Origin of the sequence: Shimia sp. R9_3 (assembly GCF_017743755.1) — a bacterium.
Classification (GTDB): domain Bacteria; phylum Pseudomonadota; class Alphaproteobacteria; order Rhodobacterales; family Rhodobacteraceae; genus Shimia.
Map to the genome: position 1 here is coordinate 460,161 of NZ_JAGHRP010000001.1, position 25,466 is coordinate 485,626.

23 protein-coding genes are annotated in these 25,466 nt (G+C 58.7%); 13 read left to right on the plus strand and 10 right to left on the minus strand.

Going from position 1 to position 25,466, the window contains the following annotated elements; translation table 11 throughout:
- Window positions 1-95: 95 nt before the first annotated feature.
- From J7412_RS02135 to J7412_RS02180, 11 genes are all read left to right on the plus strand, one after another.
- Complete coding sequence (locus J7412_RS02135; RefSeq protein WP_209076591.1) at window positions 96-653, plus strand: DUF3305 domain-containing protein; 558 nt, start codon at window positions 96-98, stop codon at window positions 651-653.
- Window positions 650-1,339: a DUF3306 domain-containing protein gene (locus J7412_RS02140; protein ID WP_209076593.1), complete on the plus strand. Its 690-nt coding sequence runs from the start codon at window positions 650-652 to the stop codon at window positions 1,337-1,339. Before J7412_RS02135 ends, J7412_RS02140 begins: the two co-directional genes overlap by 4 nt.
- Complete coding sequence (locus J7412_RS02145) at window positions 1,336-1,944, plus strand: molecular chaperone TorD family protein (RefSeq protein ID WP_209076594.1); 609 nt, start codon at window positions 1,336-1,338, stop codon at window positions 1,942-1,944. Before J7412_RS02140 ends, J7412_RS02145 begins: the two co-directional genes overlap by 4 nt.
- A gap of 49 nt (window positions 1,945-1,993) precedes the next feature.
- Complete coding sequence (locus J7412_RS02150) at window positions 1,994-2,185, plus strand: ubiquinol-cytochrome c reductase iron-sulfur subunit N-terminal domain-containing protein (RefSeq protein ID WP_209058538.1); 192 nt, start codon at window positions 1,994-1,996, stop codon at window positions 2,183-2,185.
- Between the two features lie 105 nt (window positions 2,186-2,290).
- Window positions 2,291-5,185, plus strand: a complete 2,895-nt coding sequence (locus J7412_RS02155) for a formate dehydrogenase subunit alpha (RefSeq protein ID WP_209058540.1) — start codon at window positions 2,291-2,293, stop codon at window positions 5,183-5,185.
- Between the two features lie 12 nt (window positions 5,186-5,197).
- The gene (gene fdh3B, locus J7412_RS02160; protein ID WP_209058542.1) at window positions 5,198-5,791 is read left to right on the plus strand and encodes a formate dehydrogenase FDH3 subunit beta; all 594 of its coding nucleotides are present in this window, start codon (window positions 5,198-5,200) and stop codon (window positions 5,789-5,791) included.
- Window positions 5,792-5,911: 120 nt separating this feature from the next.
- Window positions 5,912-7,108 (plus strand): formate dehydrogenase subunit gamma, encoded by a 1,197-nt coding sequence (locus J7412_RS02165; RefSeq protein ID WP_209076596.1) that lies wholly within the window; start codon window positions 5,912-5,914, stop codon window positions 7,106-7,108.
- Between the two features lie 2 nt (window positions 7,109-7,110).
- Window positions 7,111-8,406 carry a c-type cytochrome gene (locus J7412_RS02170; RefSeq protein ID WP_209076598.1) on the plus strand — a complete coding sequence of 432 codons (1,296 nt, stop codon included), beginning with the start codon at window positions 7,111-7,113 and terminating at the stop codon, window positions 8,404-8,406.
- A gap of 4 nt (window positions 8,407-8,410) precedes the next feature.
- Entirely contained in the window at window positions 8,411-8,536 is a 126-nt protein-coding gene (locus tag J7412_RS21995; protein ID WP_280637703.1) for a hypothetical protein, read from the plus strand.
- A gap of 4 nt (window positions 8,537-8,540) precedes the next feature.
- The gene (locus J7412_RS02175; protein ID WP_209058548.1) at window positions 8,541-9,923 is read left to right on the plus strand and encodes a sigma-54 dependent transcriptional regulator; all 1,383 of its coding nucleotides are present in this window, start codon (window positions 8,541-8,543) and stop codon (window positions 9,921-9,923) included.
- The gene (locus J7412_RS02180) at window positions 9,916-11,952 is read left to right on the plus strand and encodes a HAMP domain-containing sensor histidine kinase (RefSeq protein ID WP_209076600.1); all 2,037 of its coding nucleotides are present in this window, start codon (window positions 9,916-9,918) and stop codon (window positions 11,950-11,952) included. The genes J7412_RS02175 and J7412_RS02180 overlap by 8 nt, the downstream gene beginning before the upstream one ends.
- 6 nt (window positions 11,953-11,958) lie before the next feature.
- Here J7412_RS02180 and J7412_RS02185 read toward each other — a convergent pair whose 3' ends face one another.
- Entirely contained in the window at window positions 11,959-13,629 is a 1,671-nt protein-coding gene (locus J7412_RS02185) for a sulfatase-like hydrolase/transferase (RefSeq protein ID WP_209076602.1), read from the minus strand.
- Between the two features lie 201 nt (window positions 13,630-13,830).
- Here J7412_RS02185 and J7412_RS02190 point away from each other — a divergent pair, with 201 nt between their 5' ends.
- Together J7412_RS02190 and J7412_RS02195 are read left to right on the plus strand one after the other, a co-directional pair.
- Complete coding sequence (locus J7412_RS02190) at window positions 13,831-15,549, plus strand: cyclic peptide export ABC transporter (protein ID WP_209076605.1); 1,719 nt, start codon at window positions 13,831-13,833, stop codon at window positions 15,547-15,549.
- Complete coding sequence (locus tag J7412_RS02195) at window positions 15,546-16,334, plus strand: hypothetical protein (protein WP_209076607.1); 789 nt, start codon at window positions 15,546-15,548, stop codon at window positions 16,332-16,334. Before J7412_RS02190 ends, J7412_RS02195 begins: the two co-directional genes overlap by 4 nt.
- On the opposite strand, the gene J7412_RS02200 is transcribed toward J7412_RS02195, so the two are convergent.
- From J7412_RS02200 to J7412_RS02240, 9 genes are all read right to left on the minus strand, one after another.
- Window positions 16,304-16,921, minus strand: coding sequence for a CDP-alcohol phosphatidyltransferase family protein (locus J7412_RS02200; protein ID WP_209076611.1), 618 nt, complete (start codon window positions 16,919-16,921; stop codon window positions 16,304-16,306). The two genes, J7412_RS02195 and J7412_RS02200, sit on opposite strands and share 31 nt — an antisense overlap.
- Window positions 16,922-16,931: 10 nt before the next feature.
- Window positions 16,932-18,452: an FGGY family carbohydrate kinase gene (locus J7412_RS02205; RefSeq protein WP_209076613.1), complete on the minus strand. Its 1,521-nt coding sequence runs from the start codon at window positions 18,450-18,452 to the stop codon at window positions 16,932-16,934.
- 122 nt (window positions 18,453-18,574) lie between these two features.
- Complete coding sequence (locus J7412_RS02210; protein ID WP_209076614.1) at window positions 18,575-19,699, minus strand: glycosyltransferase family 4 protein; 1,125 nt, start codon at window positions 19,697-19,699, stop codon at window positions 18,575-18,577.
- On the minus strand, window positions 19,696-20,844 hold the full coding sequence (locus J7412_RS02215; protein WP_209076615.1) for an LptF/LptG family permease: 1,149 nt from the start codon (window positions 20,842-20,844) through the stop codon (window positions 19,696-19,698). The genes J7412_RS02210 and J7412_RS02215 overlap by 4 nt, the downstream gene beginning before the upstream one ends.
- On the minus strand, window positions 20,841-21,977 hold the full coding sequence (locus J7412_RS02220; protein WP_209076616.1) for an LptF/LptG family permease: 1,137 nt from the start codon (window positions 21,975-21,977) through the stop codon (window positions 20,841-20,843). The genes J7412_RS02215 and J7412_RS02220 overlap by 4 nt, the downstream gene beginning before the upstream one ends.
- Before the next feature lie 40 nt (window positions 21,978-22,017).
- Entirely contained in the window at window positions 22,018-22,896 is an 879-nt protein-coding gene (locus tag J7412_RS02225; RefSeq protein WP_209076618.1) for a phosphatidate cytidylyltransferase, read from the minus strand.
- Window positions 22,893-23,690 (minus strand): SDR family oxidoreductase, encoded by a 798-nt coding sequence (locus tag J7412_RS02230; protein WP_209076619.1) that lies wholly within the window; start codon window positions 23,688-23,690, stop codon window positions 22,893-22,895. Before J7412_RS02230 ends, J7412_RS02225 begins: the two co-directional genes overlap by 4 nt.
- The gene (locus J7412_RS02235) at window positions 23,690-24,799 is read right to left on the minus strand and encodes an inositol-3-phosphate synthase (protein WP_209076620.1); all 1,110 of its coding nucleotides are present in this window, start codon (window positions 24,797-24,799) and stop codon (window positions 23,690-23,692) included. The genes J7412_RS02230 and J7412_RS02235 overlap by 1 nt, the downstream gene beginning before the upstream one ends.
- Complete coding sequence (locus tag J7412_RS02240) at window positions 24,796-25,464, minus strand: DUF4833 domain-containing protein (RefSeq protein ID WP_209076621.1); 669 nt, start codon at window positions 25,462-25,464, stop codon at window positions 24,796-24,798. The genes J7412_RS02235 and J7412_RS02240 overlap by 4 nt, the downstream gene beginning before the upstream one ends.
- Window positions 25,465-25,466 lie beyond the last annotated feature (2 nt).

Genomic DNA, 25,466 nt, shown 5'->3' on the forward strand with positions numbered 1-25,466 from the left:
TTTGTGCGTTTTCCTTTGGCAAACGGAGGTGTTGGGGGGATCATATCGGTGCCTGCAAAAAAAATTTGTAGGTATGGGAGGAGAACTAGAGCCGCATGCGCCAAGCGCCGGTTTCATTGCCACTGGGCATCGTTATTCGCAGGACACCCTCGGCCAGCCGTTGGGTGCCTTTTGCGTGGCAGGCTGTTGCTGTCTTGCCGGGAGCGGCGCAGGCCGACTGGCAGGTGCTGCGCGAGGAAGGAGATGCGGTGGAGTTTCATGCGGCCACGGTATCGCTGGAGCTGTGGCACACCGATACGGAGGCGTATCTGACCACGCTGTCATCGCGCGTGCCGTCGATCGGTGTGGTGATGCGCGAGAACGAAGACCCGGATGCAGATCATCCTTACGATATTCTGCTCGCAACGGCCTCGGCCTACGAGTTTCAGGACTACGCGGACAGCGGCGAAGAGCTTCTGGAGCTTGTGCCGATGCCCGAAGGGTTGATCGCCTTCTTGCGCGACTTTGTTCAGGCCCACCACGAGGAAGAGGTTTTTGTGAAGCGGCGGCGTGACAAGAAGCGCACCGACCTGACGGAAGACGGTCGCGGGGACGCGCGGATTTCGCAGCTGAGCGATGTGTACCGCGCGCCGCGCACGGGGAGGCCACATTGAGCCGGGGTGGAGATTTCTGGGCACGCCGCAAGGCGGCCGTTGCAGAGGAAGCTGCTGCGGAGGCGCTGGCTGTTGAGACGCAGGTGCTGGCAGAAGAGCACGCAGCGCTTGAGGAAAAGACGGACGCAGAGGTGCTGGCGGAACTGGAATTGCCGGATCCTGACGAGATGGATCAGGGCGACGATTTCTCGGTCTTTTTGGCCAAAGCGGTGCCAGAGCGTATTCGCCGCCGCGCTTTGCGCAAACTTTGGCTGACCAATCCGGTCTTGGCCAATCTCGATGAGCTGGTCGATTATGGTGAGGACTTCACCGACAGCGCCATGGTGATCGAAGGCATGCAGACCGCTTATCAGGTGGGCAAAGGCATGTTGAAGCATGTGGAAGAAATGGCCCGTCAAGCGGCGGAGAAAGAGGCCGCTGAGGCGGGGACTCTCGCCGGAGACGAGACCGCCGATGAAGCGGACGAAGACGAAGATGTGACTGCGGTTGCACTCTGCGAAGTGGAAGAAGCAGAGGTCGGCGGCTTGGAAGATGCCCCAGCCGCCACAGTGTTTGAGGGCGAAGACACAGAGTTTGCGGGTGATATGGCCGAAACCGTGGAGCCGGAGCCTGTAGCGCCCGTGCGCCGTCGTTTGCGGTTTGCTTTCGCCGCACAAGAACAGACTGGGGAGATGACACAGGGATGAGTGAAGTCGTCAAAGACATCGTGATTGCCGAGGAGGATCTGCTGCGAGCGGATCTATATGATTTTCTGGCGGCGCTTCTGGCGAACGCGCCGGACAGCGGGCTCTTGCAGCGCGCAAGCAGCCTGGGCGGAGACGACAGCGCGCTTGGTCAAGCGATCAGCACTTTGGCCCGTGTTGCCAAGGCCATGAAGGAGCCGGCGGTTGAGCGTGAGTTCAATGCGCTGTTCATTGGTCTGGGGCGTGGCGAATTGATGCCCTTTGCCTCCTATTACCTCACCGGGTTTCTCAACGAAAAACCGCTTGCCACTCTGCGGGCCGATATGGCGGGGCTGCGTATTACACGCGCGCCGAATGTCTATGAGCCGGAAGACAACATCGCCAGCCTGCTGGAAATGATGGCGGGGATGATCCGTGGACGTTTTGGCGAGCCGACGCCGCTGACACGTCAGAAGGATTTCTATTTCACCCATATTGCCCCGTGGGCCGAGCACTTCTTCACTGATTTGGAGGGGGCTCAGAACTCGGTGTTTTATGCCCCTGTCGGCACCGTGGGCAAAGCCTTCCTTGAGATTGAGACACAAGCGTTCCGCATGGGGGCGGAGTAAGCGCAAAACGAAACGTCGGGCCCCAACCGACATGAAGAAGGAGCAGACCATGAGCCAGCCAGAGGAAAAAGGCGCCAGCCGGCGCGATTTTCTGAAGCTCGCCACGACGGCAGCCCCAGCTGCAGCCGCAGTGGTGGCCCTTTCGCCTGATACGGCGGAAGCCCAACCGGCTGACCTGTCCAGCAACAAGATGCAGGACACTGCGCACACCCGCGCTTACCTCGACAGCGCCCGGTTCTGATCGGACGTTATCCCCGCCCCCGACCACCGGTTGCGTGACGCCCACCGGTCGGGATCAGAGAGTTACCTAGCAAGTTCCCGTTAAGGGACAGCAAGGGAGGAAACTATGCTTAGGAAAAAGACCAACGGGGTTGCGCGACGCCCCCAGCGGACAAGTATCCTGTCTGTTGCAGCTGAAAAAGCTGTAGACCGCCGCACATTCCTGCGCGGATCCGGCCTCGCCATTGGCGGGCTGGCAGCAATTGGTGCCACAGGAGGCACCGTTACTCAGGCGCAAGCCCAAGACGCCGCAAACACTGCCGTTGAAACTGTCAAATCCGTCTGCACCCACTGTTCTGTGGGCTGTACGGTTGTGGCAGAGGTTCAGAGCGGCGTTTGGGTCGGTCAAGAACCAGGTTGGGACAGCCCGTTCAATCTTGGTGCACACTGCGCGAAAGGCGCTTCGGTACGCGAGCACGCCCATGGCGAACGCCGTCTGAAGTATCCAATGAAAAAAGAGGGTGGTGAGTGGAAACGCATCAGCTGGGAACAGGCGATCAACGAGATCGGCGACGGCATGATGAAGATCCGCGAAGAAAGCGGCCCGGACAGCGTTTATTGGCTCGGCTCTGCCAAGCACAACAACGAACAGGCCTATCTGTTCCGTAAGTTTGCAGCCTATTGGGGCACAAACAACGTGGATCACCAGGCGCGTATCTGTCACTCCACCACGGTTGCAGGTGTTGCAAACACATGGGGCTACGGCGCCATGACCAACTCCTACAATGACATCCACAACTCCAAAGCCATCTTCATCATTGGCGGCAACCCGGCCGAAGCCCACCCGGTTTCGCTGTTGCACGTGCTGCGCGCGAAAGAGCGCAACAACGCGCCGCTGATCGTATGTGACCCGCGCTTTACCCGCACGGCGGCCCATGCGGATGAATATGTGCGTTTCCGTCCCGGCACCGATGTGGCGCTGGTTTGGGGCATTCTGTGGCACATCTTCGAAAACGGTTGGGAAGACAAAGAGTTCATCCGCACCCGTGTTTGGGGGATGGACCAGATCAAGGAAGAAGTGGCCAAGTGGAACCCGGAAGAAGTTGAACGCGTCACAGGCGCGCCGGGTGAACAGCTGCGCCGTGTCGCACGTCAGATGGTCAACAACCGTCCCGGCACCGTGATCTGGTGTATGGGTGGCACGCAGCACACCAACGGCAATAACAATACGCGTGCGTATTGTGTGCTGCAGTTGGCGCTGGGCAACATGGGCACAGAGGGTGGCGGCACCAACATCTTCCGTGGCCACGACAACGTGCAAGGCGCAACGGACCTTGGCGTTCTGTCCCACACGCTGCCTGGCTACTATGGCCTGTCTGCAGGCGCATGGGCGCACTGGGGCCGTGTCTGGGGTGAAGATGGCGATTGGCTGAAAGGTCAGTTTGCGACCACCACAGGTGCAGACGGCAAAGAGAAGTCGCTTCAGAACCTCACCGGTATTCCGGTGTCGCGCTGGATCGACGGTGTGCTGGAAGATCCAGAGAACATGGACAACCCCGACAAAGTGCGGGCCATGGTGCTTTGGGGCCACGCGCCGAACTCGCAGACGCGCGGTAAGGAAATGAAAACAGCGATGGAGAAGCTGGACATGCTGGTCGTTGTCGACCCGTTCCCAACCGCTTCTGCTGTTATGCAAGACCGCACCGATGGCGTGTATCTTCTGCCGGCCTGTACGCAGTTTGAGACCCGCGGGTCCGCGACAGCGTCCAACCGCTCTTTGCAGTGGCGTGATCAGATCATTGATCCGCTGTTTGAGAGCAAGCCGGATCATGAGATCATGGGCCTCTTTGCCAATAAGTTTGGCTGGGCAGACCGTTTCTTCCGCAACATCGAAATGGAAGATGAGAATACCCCGAATGTAGAAAGCATCACCAGGGAGTTCAACGCAGGTCTGTGGACGATTGGCTACACCGGTCAGTCGCCTGAGCGTATCAAGCTGCACATGGCAAACCAGCACACCTTTGACCGCACCACGCTGAAAGCGAACGGCGGTCCGGCTGATGGTGACTACTACGGTATGCCGTGGCCATGCTGGGGTACGCCAGAGATGAAGCACCCGGGCACGCCAAACCTCTATGACATGTCCAAACGTGTCTCTGAGGGTGGTTTGACCTTCCGCGCCCGCTTTGGTGTGGAGCGTGACGGTGACAACCTTCTGGCCGAAGGTGTGGCAAGCCTCGATTCCGAGATTCAGGATGGTTATCCAGAATTCACAATGCAGATGCTGATGGATCTGGGTTGGGATGGCGATCTGACGGATGAAGAGCGTGCTGCCATTGATGCAGTAGCCGGACCCAAGACCAACTGGAAAACCGACCTATCAGGCGGCATCCAGCGGGTGGCGATCAAGCACGAATGTGCGCCATTTGGGAACGCGAAAGCACGTGCCGTGGTTTGGACCTTCCCGGATCCGATCCCGCTGCACCGCGAGCCGCTCTACACCAATCGTCGTGATCTGGTGGCGGATTATCCGACCTATGAGGATCGGAAATTCTATCGTCTGCCAACCATGTACGCTTCGATCCAGAAACAGGACTTCAGCAAGGACTATCCGCTGATCCTGACCTCTGGTCGTCTGGTGGAATATGAGGGTGGCGGGGATGAAACCCGTTCCAACCCGTGGCTGGCCGAGCTGCAGCAGGACATGTTTGTCGAGATCAACCCGCGTGATGCGAACAATCTCGGTGTGCGTGATCAGGCGCAGGTGTGGGTCGAAGGTGCCGAAGGTGCCAAGGTCAAAGTGATGGCCATGGTGACCGAACGCGTCGGCGAAGGTGTGGTCTTCATGCCGTTCCACTTTGCGGGTCATTTCGAAGGGGAGGACCTACGGAGCAAGTATCCGGCAGGGGCCGATCCATATGTGTTGGGCGAAGCCACCAACACGGCGCAGACCTATGGCTATGACAGCGTGACTCAGATGCAGGAGACCAAAGCGACTCTCTGCAAAATCTGGGCAGCATAAGGAGGAAGAGAAATGGCACGAGCGAAATTTCTCTGCGACGCGGAACGCTGCATCGAATGCAACGCCTGCGTGACGGCCTGTAAGAACGAGCACGAGGTGCCTTGGGGCATCAACCGGCGTCGCGTTGTGACAATCAACGACGGCACACCGGGTGAGCGTTCGATTTCTGTGGCATGCATGCACTGTTCAGATGCGCCTTGTATGGCGGTCTGTCCGGTGGATTGCTTCTATCAGAATGAAGAAGGTGTGGTGCTGCACTCCAAAGACCTGTGCATTGGCTGTGGCTATTGCTTCTACGCGTGTCCGTTTGGCGCGCCGCAATATCCGCAGGCAGGCAACTTTGGCAGCCGCGGCAAGATGGACAAATGCACCTTCTGTGCAGGCGGTCCGGAAGAGAACCACTCCACTGCGGAATTCGCCAAATATGGCCGAAACCGCATCGCAGAGGGCAAGCTGCCGATCTGCGCGGAGATGTGTTCAACCAAAGCCCTTCTGGCGGGTGACGGGGATGTTGTCTCCGCGATTTACCGTGAACGCGTTGTGGCGCGCGGTTTTGGCACCGGCGCTTGGGGCTGGGGCACCGCTTATGAGCAAAAAGGCGGCTGATACCGTCAAAATCACCGGCGGCGGGTTTCCTTGCCGCCGGTTTGATGTTTCTAGGAACTCTTTCATGCGCGGTTATGGGCGGAGCCCTGACCCCATGGTTTCAGATGATATGAGGATGTGATGCGCGCGCTTCTCTGGATGGCTCTTTCGTTCATGTTGGCATGGCCAGCTTTGGCTCAGGACACGGCACCTGATCGCAGTTCAACGGGCGGCGCTCAGACGCTGGAAGATATCATGGCGCGACAGCGTGGTGAGAAACTGGATGACAGTTTCCGGCGTGATGCGACCGGGCAGGGCAATGTCGAAGCGTTGATTGGCCAGCTGGGCACGCGCGGCGTGGCGTCAGATTCCGAAGTGTTTCGTGCATTGCGCTATGGCAGTGCCAACACCACCACGCAGGCCAGCGGGCCGACCAGCACATTGCTCATTCAAGACAGTGGCATGGCCTGGCTGACGTTCCGCGAAGGGCCGCTGCTCACTTACGGGCTTTATCTGCTGGGAGGTATGACGGCTGTTATTGCACTGTTTTGGCTGATCCGCGGCAAGATCATGATCGAAGGGGCCAAGACCGGGCGGAACATCATCCGCTTCCTGGCGATTGAACGGTTTGCCCATTGGCTGATGGGGGTGTCCTTCATTGTCCTTGGGGGCACCGGACTTGTGCTGATCGCTGGCCGTAAGTTTATCCTGCCTTGGATGGGGCACGAAGCCTATGCCACCATCGCACTGGCCGGCAAATGGGTGCACAACAACATCGCCTGGGCCTTTATGCTGGGACTGGCGATGGTCTTTGTCATGTGGGTGCATCACAACATTCCGGACCGCACGGACATCAAGTGGCTGGCCAAAGGCGGTGGGTTGTTTTCCAAAGGCGTGCATCCGCCCGCCAAGAAATTCAATGCAGGACAGAAGATCATTTTCTGGTCGGTGATTGTGCTGGGCGTTTCGATCTCGGCCTCCGGCCTCGCGCTGCTGTTCCCTTTTGAGCTGCCGATGTTTGCCAAGACGTTCAATATTTTGAACATGACTGGTCTGCCGCAGTTGGTGACGGGCGGTGCATTGCCGGAAGTGCTCTCTCCCTATGAAGAAATGCAGCTCAGCCAGCTTTGGCATGGGATCGTGGCCTTTGTCTTTATCGCCATCATCGTGGCGCACATCTATCTTGGCTCCGTGGGTATGGAAGGCGCGATTGAGACCATGGCGACCGGTGAGGTGGATGAGCAATGGGCGAAGGAGCACCACTCGATCTGGTATGAGGAGGAGCTTGCCAAAGCGCAGGCAAAATCTGGCGCTGATCGGGCGACACCAGCGGAGTAATCATGCGGGCTGTCGCGCTGTTTCTTGGTTTCCTGTGTTGGGCCACCGGTGTGGTGGCTGGGGAGTTCTTTCAACTGACCGGCCACGGAGGCCCTATCAAAGGCATCGCGGTCTCCCCGGACGGTCGTCAAATTCTGACTGCAAGCTTTGACAATTCTCTTGGCCTTTGGCGAAATCAGGAACCGCTGTGGCTGGAAGGCCATGAAGCGGCGGTCAACGCGGTGGTTTTTGTGACCGACACTCTGGCGGTTTCCGCCGGGGATGATTTTGCCGTGCGGCTGTGGGATCTGGACGCTGGAACGTCACAGCTTCTGGGGCAGCATAAGGGCAAGGTGATGGCGCTGCGGGTGGCACCTGATGGGGGCAGTGTGGCAAGCGCCAGCTGGGATGGCACGGTAGGCATCTGGCCGCTGAGTGAAGACGCGCCGCGTCTTATTCAGGTCGGCAGCAATGTGAATGACGTTGCCTTTGCACAGGACGGTGCCGCGCTGTTTTCTGCCTCTGCAGATGGCAAAATACGTCTCTATGACACCGCGACTGGCGATTTGAGGCAACTCTTCCTGACCAATGGGTTTGGCGTGAACACTTTGGTTTTGCGTGAGGATCTTGGTTGGCTGGCTTTTGGCGCGGTGGACGGTGTCACAAAAATTATCACCTCTGATACTGCGGAGCTGATCAAGGACATCACGCTTGAGCGGCGGCCGATATTGGCCATGACCAGCAGTCGGGATGGCCGTCATCTCGCTGTGGGCGACGGCGAAGGTTATATTCTGATGCTGAACACTGAGGATTGGTCGATTGCCAATGACATCAGGGCCACCCATCGCGGGCCGATCTGGGCGTTGGCTTTTTCGGCTGATGGGGAAAATATTCATGCGGGTGGGTTGGATGAGGCGATGTTCAGTTGGCCGCTTTCTGATCCGGATGACACCCCCCGGATGGTGGCGGAAGGCCGCGCGTTTCTGAACGGCAATGACAGCGCATCCAATGGGGAGCGCCAGTTTCAGCGCAAATGCTCCATTTGCCATACGCTGACCGGAGACAGTGCCAGACGGGCAGGGCCGACGCTCAAGGATGTTTTTGGACGCGAAGCGGGCACGGTTTCTGACTACAGCTACTCAGACACTTTGCTGACATCTGATGTGATTTGGACAAGCCAAACCATTGATGCGCTTTTTGATTTGGGGCCGGACGTGTATATTGCGGGAACCAAAATGCCGGTTCAACGCATCACCCGCGCCGAAGACCGCGCAGATTTGATCGCCTATCTGCGCCTTTACAGCGACTTTGAGGACTAAAGATATGAGAGTGTTTTTCCTGGCCTGCGCAGCGGTGGCTGCCATTTCCGTGGGCGCCTACTACGGGCTGCATGCCATCGGGTTTTCTGCCAGCGATGTTGCTAGTGGAACAGCCGTAAGGTTGGATTGACCACATGAACCAAATAGACCGTGCGTCTGCGCAAACCAAACGTCCTTCTGAATTTGGCATTGGCCTGTCGACGGCTTCGGTGCTGGTGGTAGATGACGAGCCGGGCATCCGCAATTTCATCGTCAAAATTCTCGACCCTGTGGTCGGACGCATAGAGCAGGCGGCCAATACGGATGTGGCCAGCCGCCTGTTGGATCAGAACCATTTTGACATCGTCATTCTGGACAATGTGATGCCCGGGACCTCGGGACTTGAGTGGCTGAGCGAACAGCGCAAGCTTGGGTTCTTTGCCGACACCATTCTGATCACCGCGTTTGCGGATATGGATACCGCGATTGAGGCGATGCGCGCGGGCGCCGTCGACTTTGTTTTGAAGCCTTTCCGCTCCAACCAGATTTTGAACGCGGTGGCACGCTGTGTGGATCGGGTGAACCTGCGGCGGGAGAATTACCTGCTGAAGTATGAGCTTGCTGCGGGCAACGAGCATGTGCGCGCGCGCCTGCTTGGCAGTTCGCCGCAGATTGAGACCATACGCTCCACGATGGCCCGTGCCGCGCCTTTGCCAACGCCGGTCTTGCTGACGGGGGATACCGGTACGGGCAAAGAGGTCGCCGCGCGTGCGTTGCACATGATGTCACCGCGCGCCGACAAACCTTTTGTGCCAATCAATTGCGCGACCATTGCCGGTGACATGATTGAGCATGAGCTTTTTGGGCATATCCGTCAGGACGCGGGCGGGCGCACGGTACGTCATGATGGTGTGTTCATGAATGCCAATGGCGGCACGCTCTACCTCGATGAAATTGTGGAACTACCGCTTCCGGTGCAGGCGGCACTGCTGCGTGTGGTGGAGCATCAGAAAATCCGGCCTGTGGGCTCCTCGCGGGAGGTGCCGCTGGACCTACGGTTTCTCTTTGCCACCAACGCCGATCTTGAAGCGGCGGTCAAAGATGGCCGCCTGAGAGAAGACCTGTATCACCGCATCAATGTGCTGAATATTCAGATGCCACCTTTGCAAAACCGCGAGGGGGATTTGAAAGAACTGGCCTTGATGTTCTTGCAGCAAATCTCAAAGTCGCTTGGCGTGCCACCTCTGACTCTGTCGGAGGGGGTGCTCTTGAACCTGGCGCGGTATGACTGGCCGGGGAATGTGCGTGAATTGCGCAACCTGATTGAGCGATCACTGATTGTGGGCGAATGGCCGGCGGAGTTCGCGGCCAACGGTGCTGAAGAAGAGGTTGCGGCGGTGGACAGCCTCGCGGCGGTGGAGCGTCGGCATATTCTGACGGTGCTGGCAGCCTGTGATGGCAATCGTGCGGAGGCCGCAAGACGATTGGGGATTTCCCGTAAAACCATCGATCGCAAATGCGCAATGTGGAATGACTGACACAAGCGCCAAAGGGTCATCTTCGGCCTCAAGGCCAACCTGGGCCTGGCTGCCACGCCGCCGCTCCGCTTCTGTGCGGATGCGTCTGTTGGCCATCGCGCTTTTGCCAACGCTGGTCATCATGCCGCTGTTCTTCATCATTACGGCGGTGAATTGGTCCTCGCGGTTTGACAATCTGCTGATTGCCAAAGTGAATGGCGAGCTGACCATTGCGGATCAGTACCTGTCGCAGCTGCTTGAAAACAGTGATCTGCGGATGCAGGCGCTGGCGGCCTCGGCGGATTTTGTGGATCATGTTCGGTCTGACGATCAGAGTGGCATCGCGCGTCTTCTGCAGGTGCAGCGGGTCCAGCTCGGGCTGGATTTCCTTTACTACCTTGCAGCGGATGGTTCTGTGATCGCCTCTCCTCGTTTGGTGGATGACAGAAATCTGGCGCGGTGGCCTGTTGTGTCTCAGGCGCTGGCCGGGTTTGGATCTGCCCAGATTGATGTCTTTTCAGGTGAGGATCTGGCTAAAGTCTCCTCCGATCTGGCTGAGCTCGCGCGCATTAAACTGGTGCCGACACAGGCTGCGGTGCCGACAGAGCGTGTCGAGGAAACGCGGGGCATGATGGTGCATGCAGCCACGCCGGTGTCAGAAGACGGGCGCCACGGTGCTTTGGTTGGGGGTGTGCTGCTCAATCGCAATCTCCCGTTTATTGATACGATCAACGACTTAGTCTATCCGACCGCGAGTTTGACCGAAGGCAGTCAGGGCACTGCGACGCTGTTTTTGGATGATGTGCGCATCTCCACCAATGTGCGCCTCTTTCAGGATGAGCGTGCGTTGGGCACCCGTGTCTCTGCCGTGGTGCGTGAGGCTGTGTTGGATCGCGGTGAGGTCTGGCTCGACCGCGCTTTTGTAGTGAACGATTGGTACATCTCAGCCTATGAGCCGGTCACGGATAGCTTTGGCAATCGCGTCGGGATGCTCTACGTCGGCTTTCTGGATCAGCCGTTTCGGGATGCAAAATTTTCGACCATCCTGACCTTTGCGGTCGCTTTTGCGGTGATCGTGCTGATTTCCGTCCCTATCTTTTTGCGCTGGGCGCGACAGATATTTGCGCCGTTGGAGCGGATGTTGCGCACGATCACGCGGGTGGAAGGCGGTGATCTGGGGGCGCGTACTGGCGTTGAAAACAGCGACGAGGAGATCGCGCGCGTGGCGGCGCAGATGGATGCGTTGCTTGAGCAAATTCAGGAGCGCGATCGGGAGTTGAACCGGCGGGTGGCTGCAAGGACGCAAGATTTGGCGGAAGCAAATCGGCGGCTGGAAGCTACGACGCGGCAGCTGGTTGTGTCCGAGAAACTGGCGGCTGTGGGTGAAATTGCGGCAGGCATCGCGCATGAGATCAACAATCCCATTCAGGTGATCCAGGGGAATCTGGATGTGATACGCGTGCAGCTTGGGGATCGGATTGAGGACATTCGGACCGAGCTGAAACTGATTGATGAACAGACGCATTCGATTTTTTTGATTGTGAACAAGCTCTTGCAGTTCACCCGACCAGATGAATACGCGCAAGGCAGCGAACTTCATCAACCCTCGGCGGTGATGGTGGATACCGTGCCGCTGGTGCAGCATTTGCTGAACAGCGGGGACATCGCGTTGCAGTTGGAGCTGGAAAGTGAAGGGGCGGTTGCGATCAACCGTACGGAGCTGCAGCAGGTGTTGATCAATCTGATCGTCAACGCCATTCACGCGATGCCTGAGGGGGGATCATTGCGGGTCTCTACCAAGGACGACACGCGAGACGATCAGGCTGGTGTGTTGATCGAGGTGGCGGACACAGGTGTGGGCATGACAGACGCGCATCTGAGCCGGATTTTCGACCCGTTTTTCACCACCAAACAGGGGGAGGGCACCGGGTTGGGGCTGTCGATCTCGCGCAAACTGGTGGAGCTATATGATGGCACCATAGAGGCGGACAGCACCATTGGCGAAGGCACGGTGTTCCGCTTGTGGTTCCCATGCGCAGATCAGGGATAGGGCGCTCTAACGCTTCAGGTATTCCTTGTAGGGCTTGGCCTTCAGACCGCGATATTTTACGGTCAGCTCAAGCGGCGCGTCGTTTTCATCATAAATCCCGATCACAACACCTTTGCCTCCAGATTTGGTGCGCATCTCGTTGAGCTGTTCCTCTGAGCGGGTTGTGCGTTGGGATTGACGGCGGGTCCAAGTGAAGAGGTGGTCATACATCATCGCGATGATCTCGGCATGTTCCTTGCTTTGTCCGAGATCGGTGAGTTCATTCGGGTCATTGACCAGATCAAACAGCAGCGGAGGGTAGCCACCCTCGCAGTGGATGAGTTTCCAGTCTTTCGTGGCAACCATGAATAGTACCGCGTCCCGAACCGATGCGTTGAGCCGTGTGGCGATGGGGCTCGCCGAGTAGTCGTATTCGCAAATTACGAATTCGCGGTCTGTTGTCTCTTTTTGTCCATGGACAATGGGCAGCAGGCTTTCGCCTTCCAGTATGTGATAGGCTGGCTGCTCGCCTGTGACGTCGACAAATGTGGGGGCAAGATCAATGGACTCCACCAATGCATCACATACGGTGCCGCGCGTGACATCTGCCTCCGGGCTGGGATCGTAGATGATCAGAGGCACCTTCGTGGCAGCGTCCTGAAAGAAAGTCTTTTCTCCCATCCAGTGATCGCCCAAGAAATCGCCGTGATCTGATGTCAGCACAATCATTGTGTCCTCCATCCGGCCGGTTTCCTCCAGCCATGAAAAGAGGCGTCCCATCTGGTCATCGGCCTGTTTGATCAAGCCCATATAGGCAGGGATGACGGCGTCGCGAACATCTTGGCGCGAGAAGGTTTCTCCAATTTTGGTGTCCATGAAAGCTTTTAGAACGGGGTGGGCGTTCTGCCGCTCGCTGTCGGAGCGGACAACAGGCAAGACGTGTTCAGGGCCAAACATGGAGGCGTAGGGCTCCGGGACGATATAGGGCCAATGGGGCTTGATGTAGCTGAGATGGCAGCACCAGGGGCCGTCAGCTTGGACGATGAAGTCCATGCCGCGGGTGGTCAGATAAGGCGTTTCGCTGTCCTCTTCGGCGATATTCGCCGCCTCAGAAGAGTTCTTCAGGAACCAGCCAGAGAGGACGTTGCCCTCGTCATCCAGACCCGAGTTTGCGAAGTCATGCCAGGGGTTGTCGCTCTCGTATCCCTTGTCTTGCAGATAGGCGTTGTAGGCCTTGGCGCCGTCAGGGTCATAGCTGCCTTCGGGGCCTTCGGGCTTCATTCCGTCATCGCGTTCAAAGACATCAAAGCCGCATTCGGCAACACGGGCGCCAATCAGGCTGTCAGGTTCCAAACCCAGTCGCGCCATGCCTTCGGCATCTGCGCGCATGTGGGTTTTGCCCACCAACCAACAATCCATGCCCGCCTTGCGCAGGTGATCTCCCATGGTCATTTCGCCAACTTTCAGGGGAATGCCGTTCCAACTGGCACCGTGGCTGTGGACGTAGCGCCCTGTGTAGGTGGACATGCGGGAGCTGCCACAGATTGGAGACTGGATATAGGCGCGTGTGAAGCGGACGCCTCGGGAGGCCAGCCGGTCGATGTGCGGGGTTTGCAGGTGCGGATGGCCATAGCAGCTGAGGTAATCCCAACGGAGCTGGTCAAACATGATGAATAGGATGTTTTTGGCTTTTGCCATTGTTCCGCTCCCCCAAAGTCTTTGCGCTATCTTGAGGGGCAGGGCAGCTGGGTCAACCAAAGAAGCGGGCAAGGCCTGATCTCCGGCGTCGCCTAAAATGCCACGTTGTCCGTTGGCAGTATCGGGATGGTATTGCGTCGGTGCCGTTTTCCGGGTGAAAAGCGGGCGAGGGGACCGGATTGACCGGCATAAGTGAGCTGTGTGAGCATCAAAGCCAAGACCAATATCGCGTCTCAGACGGCGGAACCTGATGGAGCCTTTGCCCGTCGACTTGAGGTCGTGCGCTTCCTATTGGATGCGGGTGCTGGTATGCGCGATCCCATTGTCTTTCTCACGCTGATATCCGGATTGAGCCGCGCTGGGATGATCTTTGCGATCAATGAAACTGCGCAGCGCTATAGCGAAGGTCCGGGATGGTCGGTCGCGATGTTTCTGATCTGTGCCACGGCGATGGTGGTGTCGGGCTATTTTCAGAAGGTCCGTGCCTTCACTCTGATCACCCGGATTGAAGCGCAGATGCGCAATCGGCTGTCCGCACTTTTGCTGCGTGCCAACATCGATTTTCTGATCTCGCGCCGCCACGGCAAAGTCTATGGCGCGATGACGGCAGAGGTGAACCAGCTTGCGCAGGCGGTGATCCATCTGGTGGAGGCCATTGGGGCAGCATTGGTTTTGCTGTTTGCCATCCCTTACCTGTTTTATGTGAGCTGGATCGCTGGCGTCGCGGCTGTGGCGGCAATTGGTTTGGGGGGCATCGGTTTTGCCCTGATGGATGGCCCTGCAAGGCGCTGGGCGATCAAGGCCTCAGAGTCCTTTGCGGCGTATTGCGACCGTGTGACGGATATGCTGAGCGGCTGGAAGGAACTGCGCTTGCGTGGCAGCCGCCGCGATGCGCTGGAGGATGAAACCAAAGCTGTGATCGCAGCGCAGGTGGCCCACAAGATGCGCTCGGAGCGCTTGTTTGCTGCGAGCACCGGTGGTGGGCAGCTGGCTGTCGCGCTGCTCATGTGTTTTGTGGTGATCATTTTGCCGATGCTCTCTGGCGGCGATGCGATTGTGATGTTTCAGGTGCTGACCATCATCTTCTTGGTCAATGGCCCGACCGAACTCGTTTTCAACACTCTGCCGATTTTGAGCCGCGCGGAGGCGAGTTACTACAAGATCAAAGGGGTCGAGGCCGAATTGGCTGAGGCGCAGAGCCAAGCGTTGCATGTGGTGTCCAAACCATTGGATCGGTTTGACAGTATTGCGCTGCGTGGTGTGGAGGCCAATGTCGGTGAAATCGGGCGAGCGGATGTGACGCCGTTTCACCTTGGGCCGATTGATCTGACGTTTCACCCCGGGGAGACGGTCTTCATCTGCGGTGGCAATGGCTCAGGTAAAACCACTTTGCTGTCTTTGATCACCGGCATGCGCCATCCGGAAACAGGAGACATCCTGCTCAATGGTGCGCCACTGACGGATGACACGACCGCAATGTATCGCGAGCTGTTTTCTGCGGTCTTTGCGCAGTTCCATCTGTTTGAACATGCCTATGGCATGCCGGAAGCAGAGTTGTCGGCCTTGGAAAGCAGGATTGCGCAGCTTGGACTGGCAGAGCGGGTTCAGTTGTTAGGGTATAAGTTCTCCAACACTTCGCTCTCTGCAGGGCAGAGCCGCCGCCTCGCGCTGGCAGTGGCCCTTGCAGAGCAACGGCCGATCATTGTGCTGGATGAGTTTGCCGCGGATCAGGATCCGGCCAATCGGGCGTTTTTCTATGATGTGCTGATGCCGGAGCTGTCAGCATCCGGTCGGTTGGTGCTGGCGGTGACACATGATGATCACCAATTTGGCAAATGTGATCGCTTGATCAAAATGGAGGCGGGGCGCATCGTGTCGGACGAGCGCATGCGCGCACGTAAAGAGGCTTTGGGCAGATGACCAATACGCAATGGACGCCGTCACGCGGCACAGGATTGGCGATGTTGATCTCGCTAATATGCACCGGGTTTGTCACGCTGGTGGTGAATGTACAGATTTACCCGGCGCGTTGGCAATACGCTCTGTTCTACCCTGAAAAGACCGCCGAGCGCCCCTATACCATCAGCGAATCCATTGGAGATCCGCGCATTGGCGAGCCGTTCGCGGATTGGATGCTATTGTGTGCGCCGATCTTGTTTGTTGGTGTGGTGCTGCTGTGTCTGCCTGCTTTGCGCGAGCTGCGGGTAAGTGCGTCTGATGCCAAGATGGTGCGGCGTATCACGCTGCTGACCTGGACCCTGTTGGTTTTGCAGGCGATGGCCTGTGTGGGGTTGGTGGTTCTGAGCCAGTATCGCTTTCCGCATTTTCGCGATGAGCACATGTTGGGCAGCTATCTGTTCTTCTTCAGCCAAGCCCTGGTGGTGGTGTGTGGCGAGTTCCTGTCGCGCAGCTATGCACAGCTGGGTGCGGAAGGCCGCGTTCTGACCCCGCGCTATGCGGCTTGGCGGCGCGCCTATGTTTGGGTGCCGATCGCGCTGGGTGTAAGCTATCTGGTTTTCTTCCTAGGCAAAGGACACGCGCCGGAGGGACTGCGCTATGAGGTCTATTATATCTACACAGGGCTTGAGCTATTGTTGCTTTCCTCGTTCCTGCTCTACGTCATGACCTTTGCGCCTGATATGTGGCGGACGTGGCGTGTGAGCCGAAGTGGCGCCTATGTTTCAGCAGAGTCCTCAGCATCCTGAGCACGCAGCATTTGCGTGGCGCGGTAGGCGCGCTGCAGGGCGGTAAAGTGCGACAGGAGCGCAAAGCCGCCTAACCCCCAAAGGACGACCCAGCCGCCAAGCGCGCCTGCGATCAGGAGCATGGCGCATAGGTAGATCACGCGCTCCATCCGCTCAAAGAAATCAGGCCAGTCCGTGTTGGATACTGGAATTTCGATGGCTGTGCGCGCCTTTGCGTAAGAGGTGATCACCGAGCCTGAGAAACAAGCGAGTGCGAGTGGCCAAGCGTCGTGTATGTGGGCCAGAGTGGCCAGCACAACAAGCTCTTGGTAACGGTCCACCATGGCGTCAAAATAGCCCCCCGCTTTGGTGGACATGCCGCGTCGGCGGGCAACCGCGCCATCCAATGCGTCAAAGATAAACGCAAGAATGAGAGTGAGGCCATAGGCCACAGGCGAGCCGTGCCAGAGGTAAGCCAGTGAAACCGCAATCACGAGCAGCAGGCCAATGAATGTCACCTGATTTGGCGTTAGCTTGGCTTTCACCAAAGGCGTGGCCATTGCCTCCCATAGCGGGTCGATTGTCGATTTCATGAGCCCGTCGATCATGGTGTGTCCTTTAGGTGTAGCTGCGGATGAGGCGGCGGCGGATTTTGTCCAATTTCTCGGCCCGCGCGGCCAGGGCTTCTGCGCGATCGGCGTTTGGCGAGTAGAAAGCTGAGCTGCGCAATTTGAGTGTGGCAGCGGCATCGGTCACCGTAGGTGCCCAGCCCATAAATGGCGCTGCCAACGTGGCCGTGCCCAGCATGCCTGCGTGGCGTGCGCTGCACACGCGGATGTCGCGGTTTAGCGCGTCGGCGAGCGTTTGGGCAAAGACCGGGTTGGCGGCCACACCGCCCACGATGGACAGCGCGCCGGAGGTTTGAACGCCTTTTTCGCGCTGCACCTTGGACATGGCCCAACGCAGGTTCAGCGCAACACCCTCGATGGCCGCGCGGCGCATAGCGGCGCTGTCGTGATGCAGGCTGAGCCCGTGGAAGGTGCCGCGCAGGCTGTCATTGTCGATCGGTACGCGCTCTCCGGCGAGCCAAGGCAGGAAGAAAGGATCATCTGCCTTTGGCGCTCCGAGGTCATCAAAGCCGGTATCAACCGCGCCGCCGCCGGTGACGCCGCAGACCCAATCAAGCGCGGAGCCCGCGTTTTCTTGACTGGCGATAAGCAGAGGACGGAAGTCGAGGCCGGTTGTTACTGTGGCGTAGGAATGCGGCACGCTCAGGCGGCGGTTGGGGAAGAAGCCTGCGATCCAGGCCGAGGTGGCGATTGAGATATGCAGAGCGCCATCGGCAACTTCGCCAGATCCAAGAGCTGATGCCATCACATCGGATGTGCCGCCAAGCACCTGCACCTCCGGTGGCAACCCGAGTTCTGCTGCGGCCTGCGGTGTGAGCGGACCCACAACGGCATCTGCCTGTGTGATCGGGGCGAGCTTGCTGCGGTTGATGCCTGTGAGCGCGCAGAGCGTATCGGACCAGCCTTCACGGCCCTGTCTGGTGTCCATCACCCAGCTCAGGTTGGCGCTTTCGGGGCTGGTGGTGAACTCGCCTGTGGCACGATGGATGAGCCAGTCTTTTACGTCCAGCATCCAACGGGTGCGGGCGTAGATCTCTGGCTCTTGTTGCATGACCCAGAGCATTTTTGCGGTGGGGTCCATGCCGTTTTTGGCTGGTGCACCATTGGCGATGCGAAGCCATTTTGCCAGGCGTGGGATGTTGTATCCGAGCACCTCGGGGAAGCCACCGATGAGTTTTTGACCCAAAGGGGCTGCGCGTTTGTCGAGCCATGTGAGGCATGGGCGCAGTGGGGTGCCATTCTCATCACAGCAAATCAGACCGAGAAGCTGGGAGGAAAACACAAGCGCTGACGCGCGTTTGGAGAGATCAGGCACGTCCCGACGAAGAGCGGCGAGTGCATGCGCCAGGGCGCCCCACCAATCTTCAGGCGTTTGTTCAGCCACACCTCCGGAGGCCAACGACAGCGGATAAGTTTCGGTAACGCGTGCGAGCACGTTGAGGGAGCTGTCCACCACACCGACTTTTACGCCGGAGGTGCCAAAATCTGCCGAAATAACCAGATCGCCCATAGTCGTTCTCACATGCCTCAAAGTCTTTTCACCTGTGTTTCCTCAACCGTCTCAGAAGACTTCGTCGAAGGGACGGGATTGGGTCTGTCATGCTCCGGAATGCTTGGCAAGTTCAGGTTGCGTCAGCGGCGCTGTTGCAGGGCGTCTTGGAGGAGCGTGATGTAATCTTGCCCGACAGTATCAACATCAAAACGATGTGCGTGATCTGCCGCCCAGCTCTGAAGTGTTGCGCGCTGGGTGGCGTCGGAGGCCAGTGTCTTGATCTTATCAGCGAGCGCTTGGGCATCTCCGGGTGGCACCAGAAGATCTTTGCCTTGGCCGGTCATAACGGTGCGGAAGCCTTCGTTATTCGCGGCGACTGGGAGCGCGCCAGCGGCCATGGCCTCAATCAACACAAGTCCAAAGCTCTCTCCGTGCAAGGCAGGTGCCGCGAAGATGTCTGCGCTGGCGATCAGGGCGCGGGCCTCGGCGTTGTTGGGGGCAGGTTGGAACGACAAGTTGTGCAGGTGGTGCTGTTGCGCATAGGCGCGCAGGCGGTCTTCTTCATCTCCGGCGCCGGCGATGATCAACTCAGCATTGGGCAGTTGGTTTTGCAGTTCCCGCCAGGCCTGAAGCAGGACGGAAACACCTTTGCGTGCTTCAAGGCGGCCCATGTAGACAACCCGAAATGTTTCAGAGGGTTTGGTTGCCTTTGCTGCTGCGCGCCAAGAAGAGAGATCTATGGCGGGTGGGAAGATCAACGGCAGTGGGTTTGCTTTGTCGGCTTTCCATTGCGCGCAAGGAGCCTCGGACGGCACAACGATGCGGTTGATACGTCGGTTGAAATAACGTCCCACGCGCCGCAGCGCCCAGGACATAGGGTCAAAGCTCTCACTCTCTGGCAGGGTTGCATGGAACGTGGCGATGGCGGGCAGCTTAAGTGCGCGCCACATCTGCCAAGGTAGCAGCGGAGTCCAAGGGGTGTGCATGTGCACGACCTCCGCGCCCCAGCCCCTCAGCTCTGCAACAGCCTGTGCGCGTTGGAGGCGGGTGGCGCGACTGACCTCAAAGGCGGTGCCGTGGATTGCGAAGGGCCGGGCGGTGCCAACTGTCATCAGGCCTTCTTCCGTATGATTTGGTTGGCCGGGTGGGGCGACAATGCGCACCTTATGGCCTTGGCTGCGCAACCAAGCCGAAAGGTCGCGCACGTGGGATTGCACCCCGCCGGGGCGGTCCATCGCGTAGGGGGTGAGCTGCACAATTTTCATGATGCGACCTTTGGGGATTTTTTGAAACGGATTGTGGGTAAGTAACCGGCGAGCCGAAATTGCAGGACGATAGCGAGACCAAGCGCGAAGGCGGCGGGCAGAGAGGCAGCAAGCATTGGGTGCAAAACACCGTGAATGCCGAGCGCCCAGAAGACTTTGACGGAAACCACCGAGAGATAGCCCACGGCGGCCAGTGCCAGAAGCAGGAAAGGGGACAGGCGGCGCCCGACCGCGCCCTGACCGGCCAAGCTTACGCCAAGAAAGGCGAAGATCACGGGCAGAAAAATCGCAACTTTGCGCACCGCAAGAGCGGTTGCGGCATCAGAGGCCGCCGCGCTTTCTGGTGCTGAAGCGATGGCGCGCAGAGAGGCGTTGGGGAGATAGTAGGCATCCACCCCGAACCAGCGGACGGTTTCGGGGTCCAGTTCAAAGGGCATATCAAGGCGAGGTTCCAATTTGGGGGTAGCGGCGTTTTTGACGTCCCAGTAAGTGACCTGTTCAAAGGTCCAAATGCCTTCACGAAAGCTGGGGTGCGCGGCGTTGGCGTGAAGCACATGGCTGAGTTGCGGCTCTGACAATCCCTCAAACAACATCACGTCGCTCAGATGGGGGGTGTCGCCTCGGGTGAACGTGGCCCGCAGCGCGCGATTGTCCGAGACCACCCATTGGGTGCCCAACTCATTGTTGTGGTAGCGCTTGCCATAGTCGCCAAGATTGGCGGCCACCTGTCGGGACACGGCTTCTGGGCGAAGCCAGTTTTCTCCAGCCATTTGAACAAGACCCAGCAGCAAGCCGGAAATCAGCAGCGCGGTGATGCGGAAGCTTGGTCCAGCACCGGAGGCGGCGAGGATCACGTCGTCCTGTCGTTGGTGGCGCAGCAACGTGACGACAAAGCCGCCCGCAAGGCATGCCATGGTGAGCAGACGGGTGATAATGTCGACGCTGCGATAGCCAATATAGGGAAACAGAACCGACAAAAGTGGGGCATCAGTGGCAGCGGCCTGCGCCTGAACGGAGCCAAGCCATTTCGCGAGATCAATGGCCAAGGCCACCACAAGCAGGGTGAACATCATGAAGCCGATGGCAGCGAGGTCCCCGCGCACCATGGCGCGTACCGCCAGCCCTGTGTGGCGACGCCCGATCATCGGCGCACCTCCGGTTTCATGAGGGCTTCTCCCCGCCAAATCAGATAGGCCAGCGGTGGCCCCAGATAGAGCAGGGCGGCGGCGGCACAGATCAGAAGCGTGGGCAGGCTGGATGCGAGCCCAGAGAGGATCGCGCCGCTGGCGACATCGCTGCTCATCATGATGAGCGCGGCGAGTGGCAGGGCGGCAAAACGCAGTGGTCCGCCGCCGCCTGCCACCAGTGCCGCCAAGGCCAGCAGCCCGGCCATGGGCACCATAAGCGCGCGCGACAGCAGGCGGGTGATCTGGCCGGTTTCGCTGTCTGACAGGCTGAGCAGCCGTTCAGCCGCGCTGCGTTCCGTGTCGGTTTCCGGCAGCGCATCGGCCATGGAGAATGCAAAATCCGCGGATTTGGTGGCGAAGCTGTTGAGCGGCCTGGGTGTCAGATCTGGTGACGGGTAGAGGCCTTCGAGCACGTTGAGCTGTTGCAGCTGGATTTTATGGGTGTCGGAGACTTCGGGATCGGTGACATGCCAGTTTTCTGAATTTGCTGCACGCCAACCTCCGTTGATATCGGGCTGAAACACAAACAGATGGCCCCGTTCTTCGGCGCGCTCAGACGATGTGTTTGGCGGGGAGGCAATAAAGGTCGTGTCGCGCAGGGTTTGCAGGGTGGTTTCGTTGCCGCCTTCCTGAATACGGGTGAGGACAAAGTCTTTTTGCAGCTCAATCAGCGCCAACCGCTCGCCAAATTTGGCGCTGGGCAGGATCAGGCCCGCGTTGGCAAAGCTGAGCGCGCCGCCGATGAGGCCGAAGATCAGCACAAAACTCACCACCCGCCCCCAATGTACACCGGCGGTCGCTAGGATCATCAACTCGCCCCGGTTACGGGCATCCTGCGTGGCAAAATACGTGGCGATCAGCAGGCTCATGGCAAGCGCGAGATCGAGGATTTCCGGAACCTTGAAGCCCAGAAGATGTGCTACATCCACAGGGCCTCCACCCAGACGCAGGGCGTGTTCCATCAATGTGGTGAAGCTTTCAGCAAGAAAGATCGCCTCGATCACGAGCAGCAGAAGCAAAAGCCGCAGCAAAAGCGGTTTGCCCAGCACACGCAGCGCCGGAAGGCGCAGGAAGGTTCCCAATCGGCTCATGGGCGGAGTGTCACCATGTGTCGCGCCGCTGGCAAGCCGCTCACCACAATACGCTGAGGAAGTGGACCGCCACAAGGCCAGCGCTTGCGGCAATCCAGCTGTCCAGACTGTCCAGAAGTCCGCCTTGGCGCGCAAGGACGCGGGGATAGTCCTTCACACCAGCGATGCGCTTGTGGCGTGAGGCGGAGAGGTCTCCTGCCACAGCGAGGGCGCCGACGAAAAGTGCGGTGGCGGCAGCTTTGAGTGGGGAAAAGCCCCAGATCGTCGCAGCCACAACAAGTGCGATCACAAGTGCCATTGCACCACCGGCAAGGCCCTCGATGGTTTTGTTGGGGCTGAGGATCGGGAAGGCTTTGGTGCGCCCCAGAAGGCTGCCGATTAGGAGGGCGAAACTGTCAAAAATTTCGACCAGAACGTAGGCAGCCAACATGAGTGCGGTGAGTTCTGGGTGTGCAGCGCCATACGCGAGCAGCGCCATGGGCAGTATGGGAAATAGCAGCACGTCGACCGCGGCATTGGGCAAAGTTGGACGGGCTGCCAGTTGACGGGCGAACAGCAGGAACCACAGGCCAGCACATGCGATCGCCACCGGGGTAAACAGCGCGCTGATCACGGTGAGACCAGCGGCAGCAAGAGCCGCCAAAATCACGTGAGTTTCTTTGGCAAGACGCAGCGTGGCGACCTCGTAACCGATCCGGGCAGCGGCGAGTGTCAGGCCTGCGACCAGAGCCTGCGGCCCCAGAAGGAAGAGCGCGAGCAGACAGATCAGGATGAGGGTGGCGCTCAGCAGAGTGACGACAAGGTCGAGGCTTTTGCGGCGGATGTTTGGGATCAATGCCAGCAAAAGCAGCATGACAAATCCCGCGCCGATGATGACCGCTGCGGCCACGGCAATGTCTTGGACGGTGGGCGTGGTCATTGGTTGCCGTGCTGGGAAATGATACGTTTTTGGTGCCAGCGCAGAACCGGAGCAATCAGGCTGCCAAGGCGGTTGAGCGCGGCCATCTGAAAGCCCGGTGCAACCGTGGCGTGACCCGCCTTCATCCCCGCAATGAGACGTGCGGCGATGTCTTCAGGCTGCCAGATGCCTCCCCCTTCGGTGATCTTCTGGGTGGCCATGGGCTTGGTGCGTTTCTCTTCGGTCAGCTGAGGCGTATCGGTGTCAGGCGGATAGATCACCGTTGTGGTGATGTTGGCAGCCGCCAGTTCGAGATGCAAAATCTCCGCCAATCCGCGCAGGGCAAATTTGGACGGAGCATAGGCACCATAGCCATAGATGCCAAAGAATGCCGCGCCGGAGGAGATTAGGCCGATGTGTCCGCCACCAGCGTCCTGCATCGGTTTGGTCAACGCTTGAACAAAAGTGAGCGTGCCAAAATAGTTCACGTCCATATGCCTGCGGTGGAGGTCTGCGCTTTGCGCGTGAAAAAGCCCCGGCTGGGCGATGCCCGCGCTGGCGATGGCCATTTCGGGAGCACCCAGCTTTAGGACAGCATCGGAAAGCGCCTCTGTCAGCGCGACTTCATTGGCGACGTCGACGGCATATGTTTCCACATTGATTTTGGGCGCTGCCTGCAGCAGGGCGTCGCGCGCGGCCAGCAATCGGCTGGAATCACGCGCAAACAGTGCGAGGTCGTGCCCCTTCACCGCAAGCTGCATCGCCGCGGCAAACCCGATGCCGCTTGAGCCGCCTGTAATGAAGGCGGCACGCATCAGCTGGCCTCGTTGACGAACCGCAACACCACGTCATGCGCGTCGGTGTCTTCGATCTGTTCTGGAGGATGCTTGAACAGGAAGGCGCTTGCTTCGGTGATGGGGCCGGACAGGCCGCGATCACGTGCAATGCGGGCCAGACGGATCGCCACCAGCGCTTCAGCGGCGGCATTCGGGCTGTCTTCCACATCTAGACGCACTTCGATGTTGGTGCGCGCGCCCCCAAAGAGACGGCCTTCAAGGCGCACATAGGCAACCTTACGGTCGTTCAGCCATGGCACATAATCTGATGGGCCGATGCGGATGTCATTTTCGTGCAGGCGCTCTTCCATCGCGGATTGCACCGCCTCGGTCTTGCTTTCCCGCTTGTTGGCCAGACGAGCGTTCTCGCTCATGTTCAGGAAGTCGGTGTTGCCCCCCACGTTGAGCTGATAGGTGCGATCGATTTCGACGCCGCGCATTTCCGCCAGATTGGCAAGCGTACGGTGCAGTACGGTTGCACCCATTTGCGCTTTGAAGTCATCGCCCAGGATCGGGATGCCTGCAGCGCGGAATTTGTCCGCCCATACCGGATGAGACGCAATGAAGACCGGGATGCCATTCACGACAGCCACACCTGCTTCAAGCGCGCACTCTACATAAAACTCCACCGCTTTCTGAGAGCCAACGGGCAGGAAGATGATCATGATTTCCGCTTCAAGCTCTTTCAGCTTGGCGACGATCTCTTCCTTGCTGAGCGCGTTCTCTGAGGACAGACGGAAGCTGCGATCTTCCGGGTTAGCGAGCATGTGAGCAGCCACACCATCCAGATCGGGACCACGTAGGACCGGGCCGGTTTGCTCTGCCAGATCGGTGTGAAACTGTTCGGTGCAGTTGGGTGCCGCAAAAGCCGCTTCGCCCAGCGTTTTGCCAACCTTGCGGCTGTCCACGTCAAAGCCAGCGACCAGTTCAACATTCGCAGGTGTATAGCCCGCCAGGTCCGGGAAGCTAACGCCAACAGCCTCATCGCCAAGAGCGCGGCAGTAGGAAACACCTTGGATCAGCGAGCTGGCACAGTTGCCAACACCAACAATCACTGTGCGGATCGGAGAAGAAGGGGATTTTATCATTCGTTGAAAGCTCCACCGGAAACGGCAATAGTGTGGGTCACATAGAGCCCCGTTTGGGGGTCGGTTGTATAAAGACGCAGACGGGTGACTTTGGGCAAGAGCCCACTTTCGTCAACATCGAGATAGCCATAAATCAGCTGGTATTCGCGGCCGTCCTGTTCTGTAAACAGGGCCGCTTTGAAAGGTGCAATCTGGCGCAGTTCCAGCTTTTGAGATTTCAGTGCATTGAAGGCCAGAGTGCGCGATGTGGCGGAAGCGTGCGATTTCAGGCGGACGCCGAAGCCAAACACGCGCTCATACCAGCGCAGCGCCATGGTCTGCCCTTCATCGGCATAGCGGCGCCAAAAGACGGACACTGGTGATTTGTCGATCAGGCTGCCCGCGTCGTCAAAGCGCGCGCTGTAGACCACGGTGTTGGCGTTCATATTGCGTTGCAAGAAGAACAGCTGACCGGGTTCATCAGGATGCGGGAAGTCCGGATTTGCCAATGGTAAGACGTCGCTTTGCTCAGAAGAGGTGAGCGCGAGTTGCGGCTTTGCCTTGGCCGCAGTTGCCTGCAGTGTCAGGCAGAAGGCTGCAAAAAATGCCAACAACATCGCAAAGGTCGACCCGTTGCGATGCGTCAGGGAGGTGCCCTGAAAGCCCGTGTGAGCAGTCAGGAACATGG

What these genes read in the sequence shown, in the direction of transcription:
- J7412_RS02135 (WP_209076591.1), top strand. Translation starts at nt 96, where the DNA reads ATGCGCCAAGCGCCGGTTTCATTGCCACTGGGCATCGTTATTCGCAGG.
- J7412_RS02145 (WP_209076594.1), top strand. Translation starts at nt 1,336, where the DNA reads ATGAGTGAAGTCGTCAAAGACATCGTGATTGCCGAGGAGGATCTGCTG.
- J7412_RS02150 (WP_209058538.1), top strand. Translation starts at nt 1,994, where the DNA reads ATGAGCCAGCCAGAGGAAAAAGGCGCCAGCCGGCGCGATTTTCTGAAG.
- J7412_RS02155 (WP_209058540.1), top strand. Translation starts at nt 2,291, where the DNA reads ATGCTTAGGAAAAAGACCAACGGGGTTGCGCGACGCCCCCAGCGGACA.
- fdh3B (WP_209058542.1), top strand. Translation starts at nt 5,198, where the DNA reads ATGGCACGAGCGAAATTTCTCTGCGACGCGGAACGCTGCATCGAATGC.
- J7412_RS02165 (WP_209076596.1), top strand. Translation starts at nt 5,912, where the DNA reads ATGCGCGCGCTTCTCTGGATGGCTCTTTCGTTCATGTTGGCATGGCCA.
- J7412_RS02170 (WP_209076598.1), top strand. Translation starts at nt 7,111, where the DNA reads ATGCGGGCTGTCGCGCTGTTTCTTGGTTTCCTGTGTTGGGCCACCGGT.
- J7412_RS21995 (WP_280637703.1), top strand. Translation starts at nt 8,411, where the DNA reads ATGAGAGTGTTTTTCCTGGCCTGCGCAGCGGTGGCTGCCATTTCCGTG.
- J7412_RS02175 (WP_209058548.1), top strand. Translation starts at nt 8,541, where the DNA reads ATGAACCAAATAGACCGTGCGTCTGCGCAAACCAAACGTCCTTCTGAA.
- J7412_RS02180 (WP_209076600.1), top strand. Translation starts at nt 9,916, where the DNA reads ATGACTGACACAAGCGCCAAAGGGTCATCTTCGGCCTCAAGGCCAACC.
- J7412_RS02185 (WP_209076602.1), bottom strand. Translation starts at nt 13,629, where the DNA reads ATGGCAAAAGCCAAAAACATCCTATTCATCATGTTTGACCAGCTCCGT.
- J7412_RS02195 (WP_209076607.1), top strand. Translation starts at nt 15,546, where the DNA reads ATGACCAATACGCAATGGACGCCGTCACGCGGCACAGGATTGGCGATG.
- J7412_RS02200 (WP_209076611.1), bottom strand. Translation starts at nt 16,921, where the DNA reads ATGATCGACGGGCTCATGAAATCGACAATCGACCCGCTATGGGAGGCA.
- J7412_RS02205 (WP_209076613.1), bottom strand. Translation starts at nt 18,452, where the DNA reads ATGGGCGATCTGGTTATTTCGGCAGATTTTGGCACCTCCGGCGTAAAA.
- J7412_RS02210 (WP_209076614.1), bottom strand. Translation starts at nt 19,699, where the DNA reads ATGAAAATTGTGCAGCTCACCCCCTACGCGATGGACCGCCCCGGCGGG.
- J7412_RS02215 (WP_209076615.1), bottom strand. Translation starts at nt 20,844, where the DNA reads ATGATCGGGCGTCGCCACACAGGGCTGGCGGTACGCGCCATGGTGCGC.
- J7412_RS02220 (WP_209076616.1), bottom strand. Translation starts at nt 21,977, where the DNA reads ATGAGCCGATTGGGAACCTTCCTGCGCCTTCCGGCGCTGCGTGTGCTG.
- J7412_RS02225 (WP_209076618.1), bottom strand. Translation starts at nt 22,896, where the DNA reads ATGACCACGCCCACCGTCCAAGACATTGCCGTGGCCGCAGCGGTCATC.
- J7412_RS02230 (WP_209076619.1), bottom strand. Translation starts at nt 23,690, where the DNA reads ATGCGTGCCGCCTTCATTACAGGCGGCTCAAGCGGCATCGGGTTTGCC.
- J7412_RS02235 (WP_209076620.1), bottom strand. Translation starts at nt 24,799, where the DNA reads ATGATAAAATCCCCTTCTTCTCCGATCCGCACAGTGATTGTTGGTGTT.
- J7412_RS02240 (WP_209076621.1), bottom strand. Translation starts at nt 25,464, where the DNA reads ATGTTCCTGACTGCTCACACGGGCTTTCAGGGCACCTCCCTGACGCAT.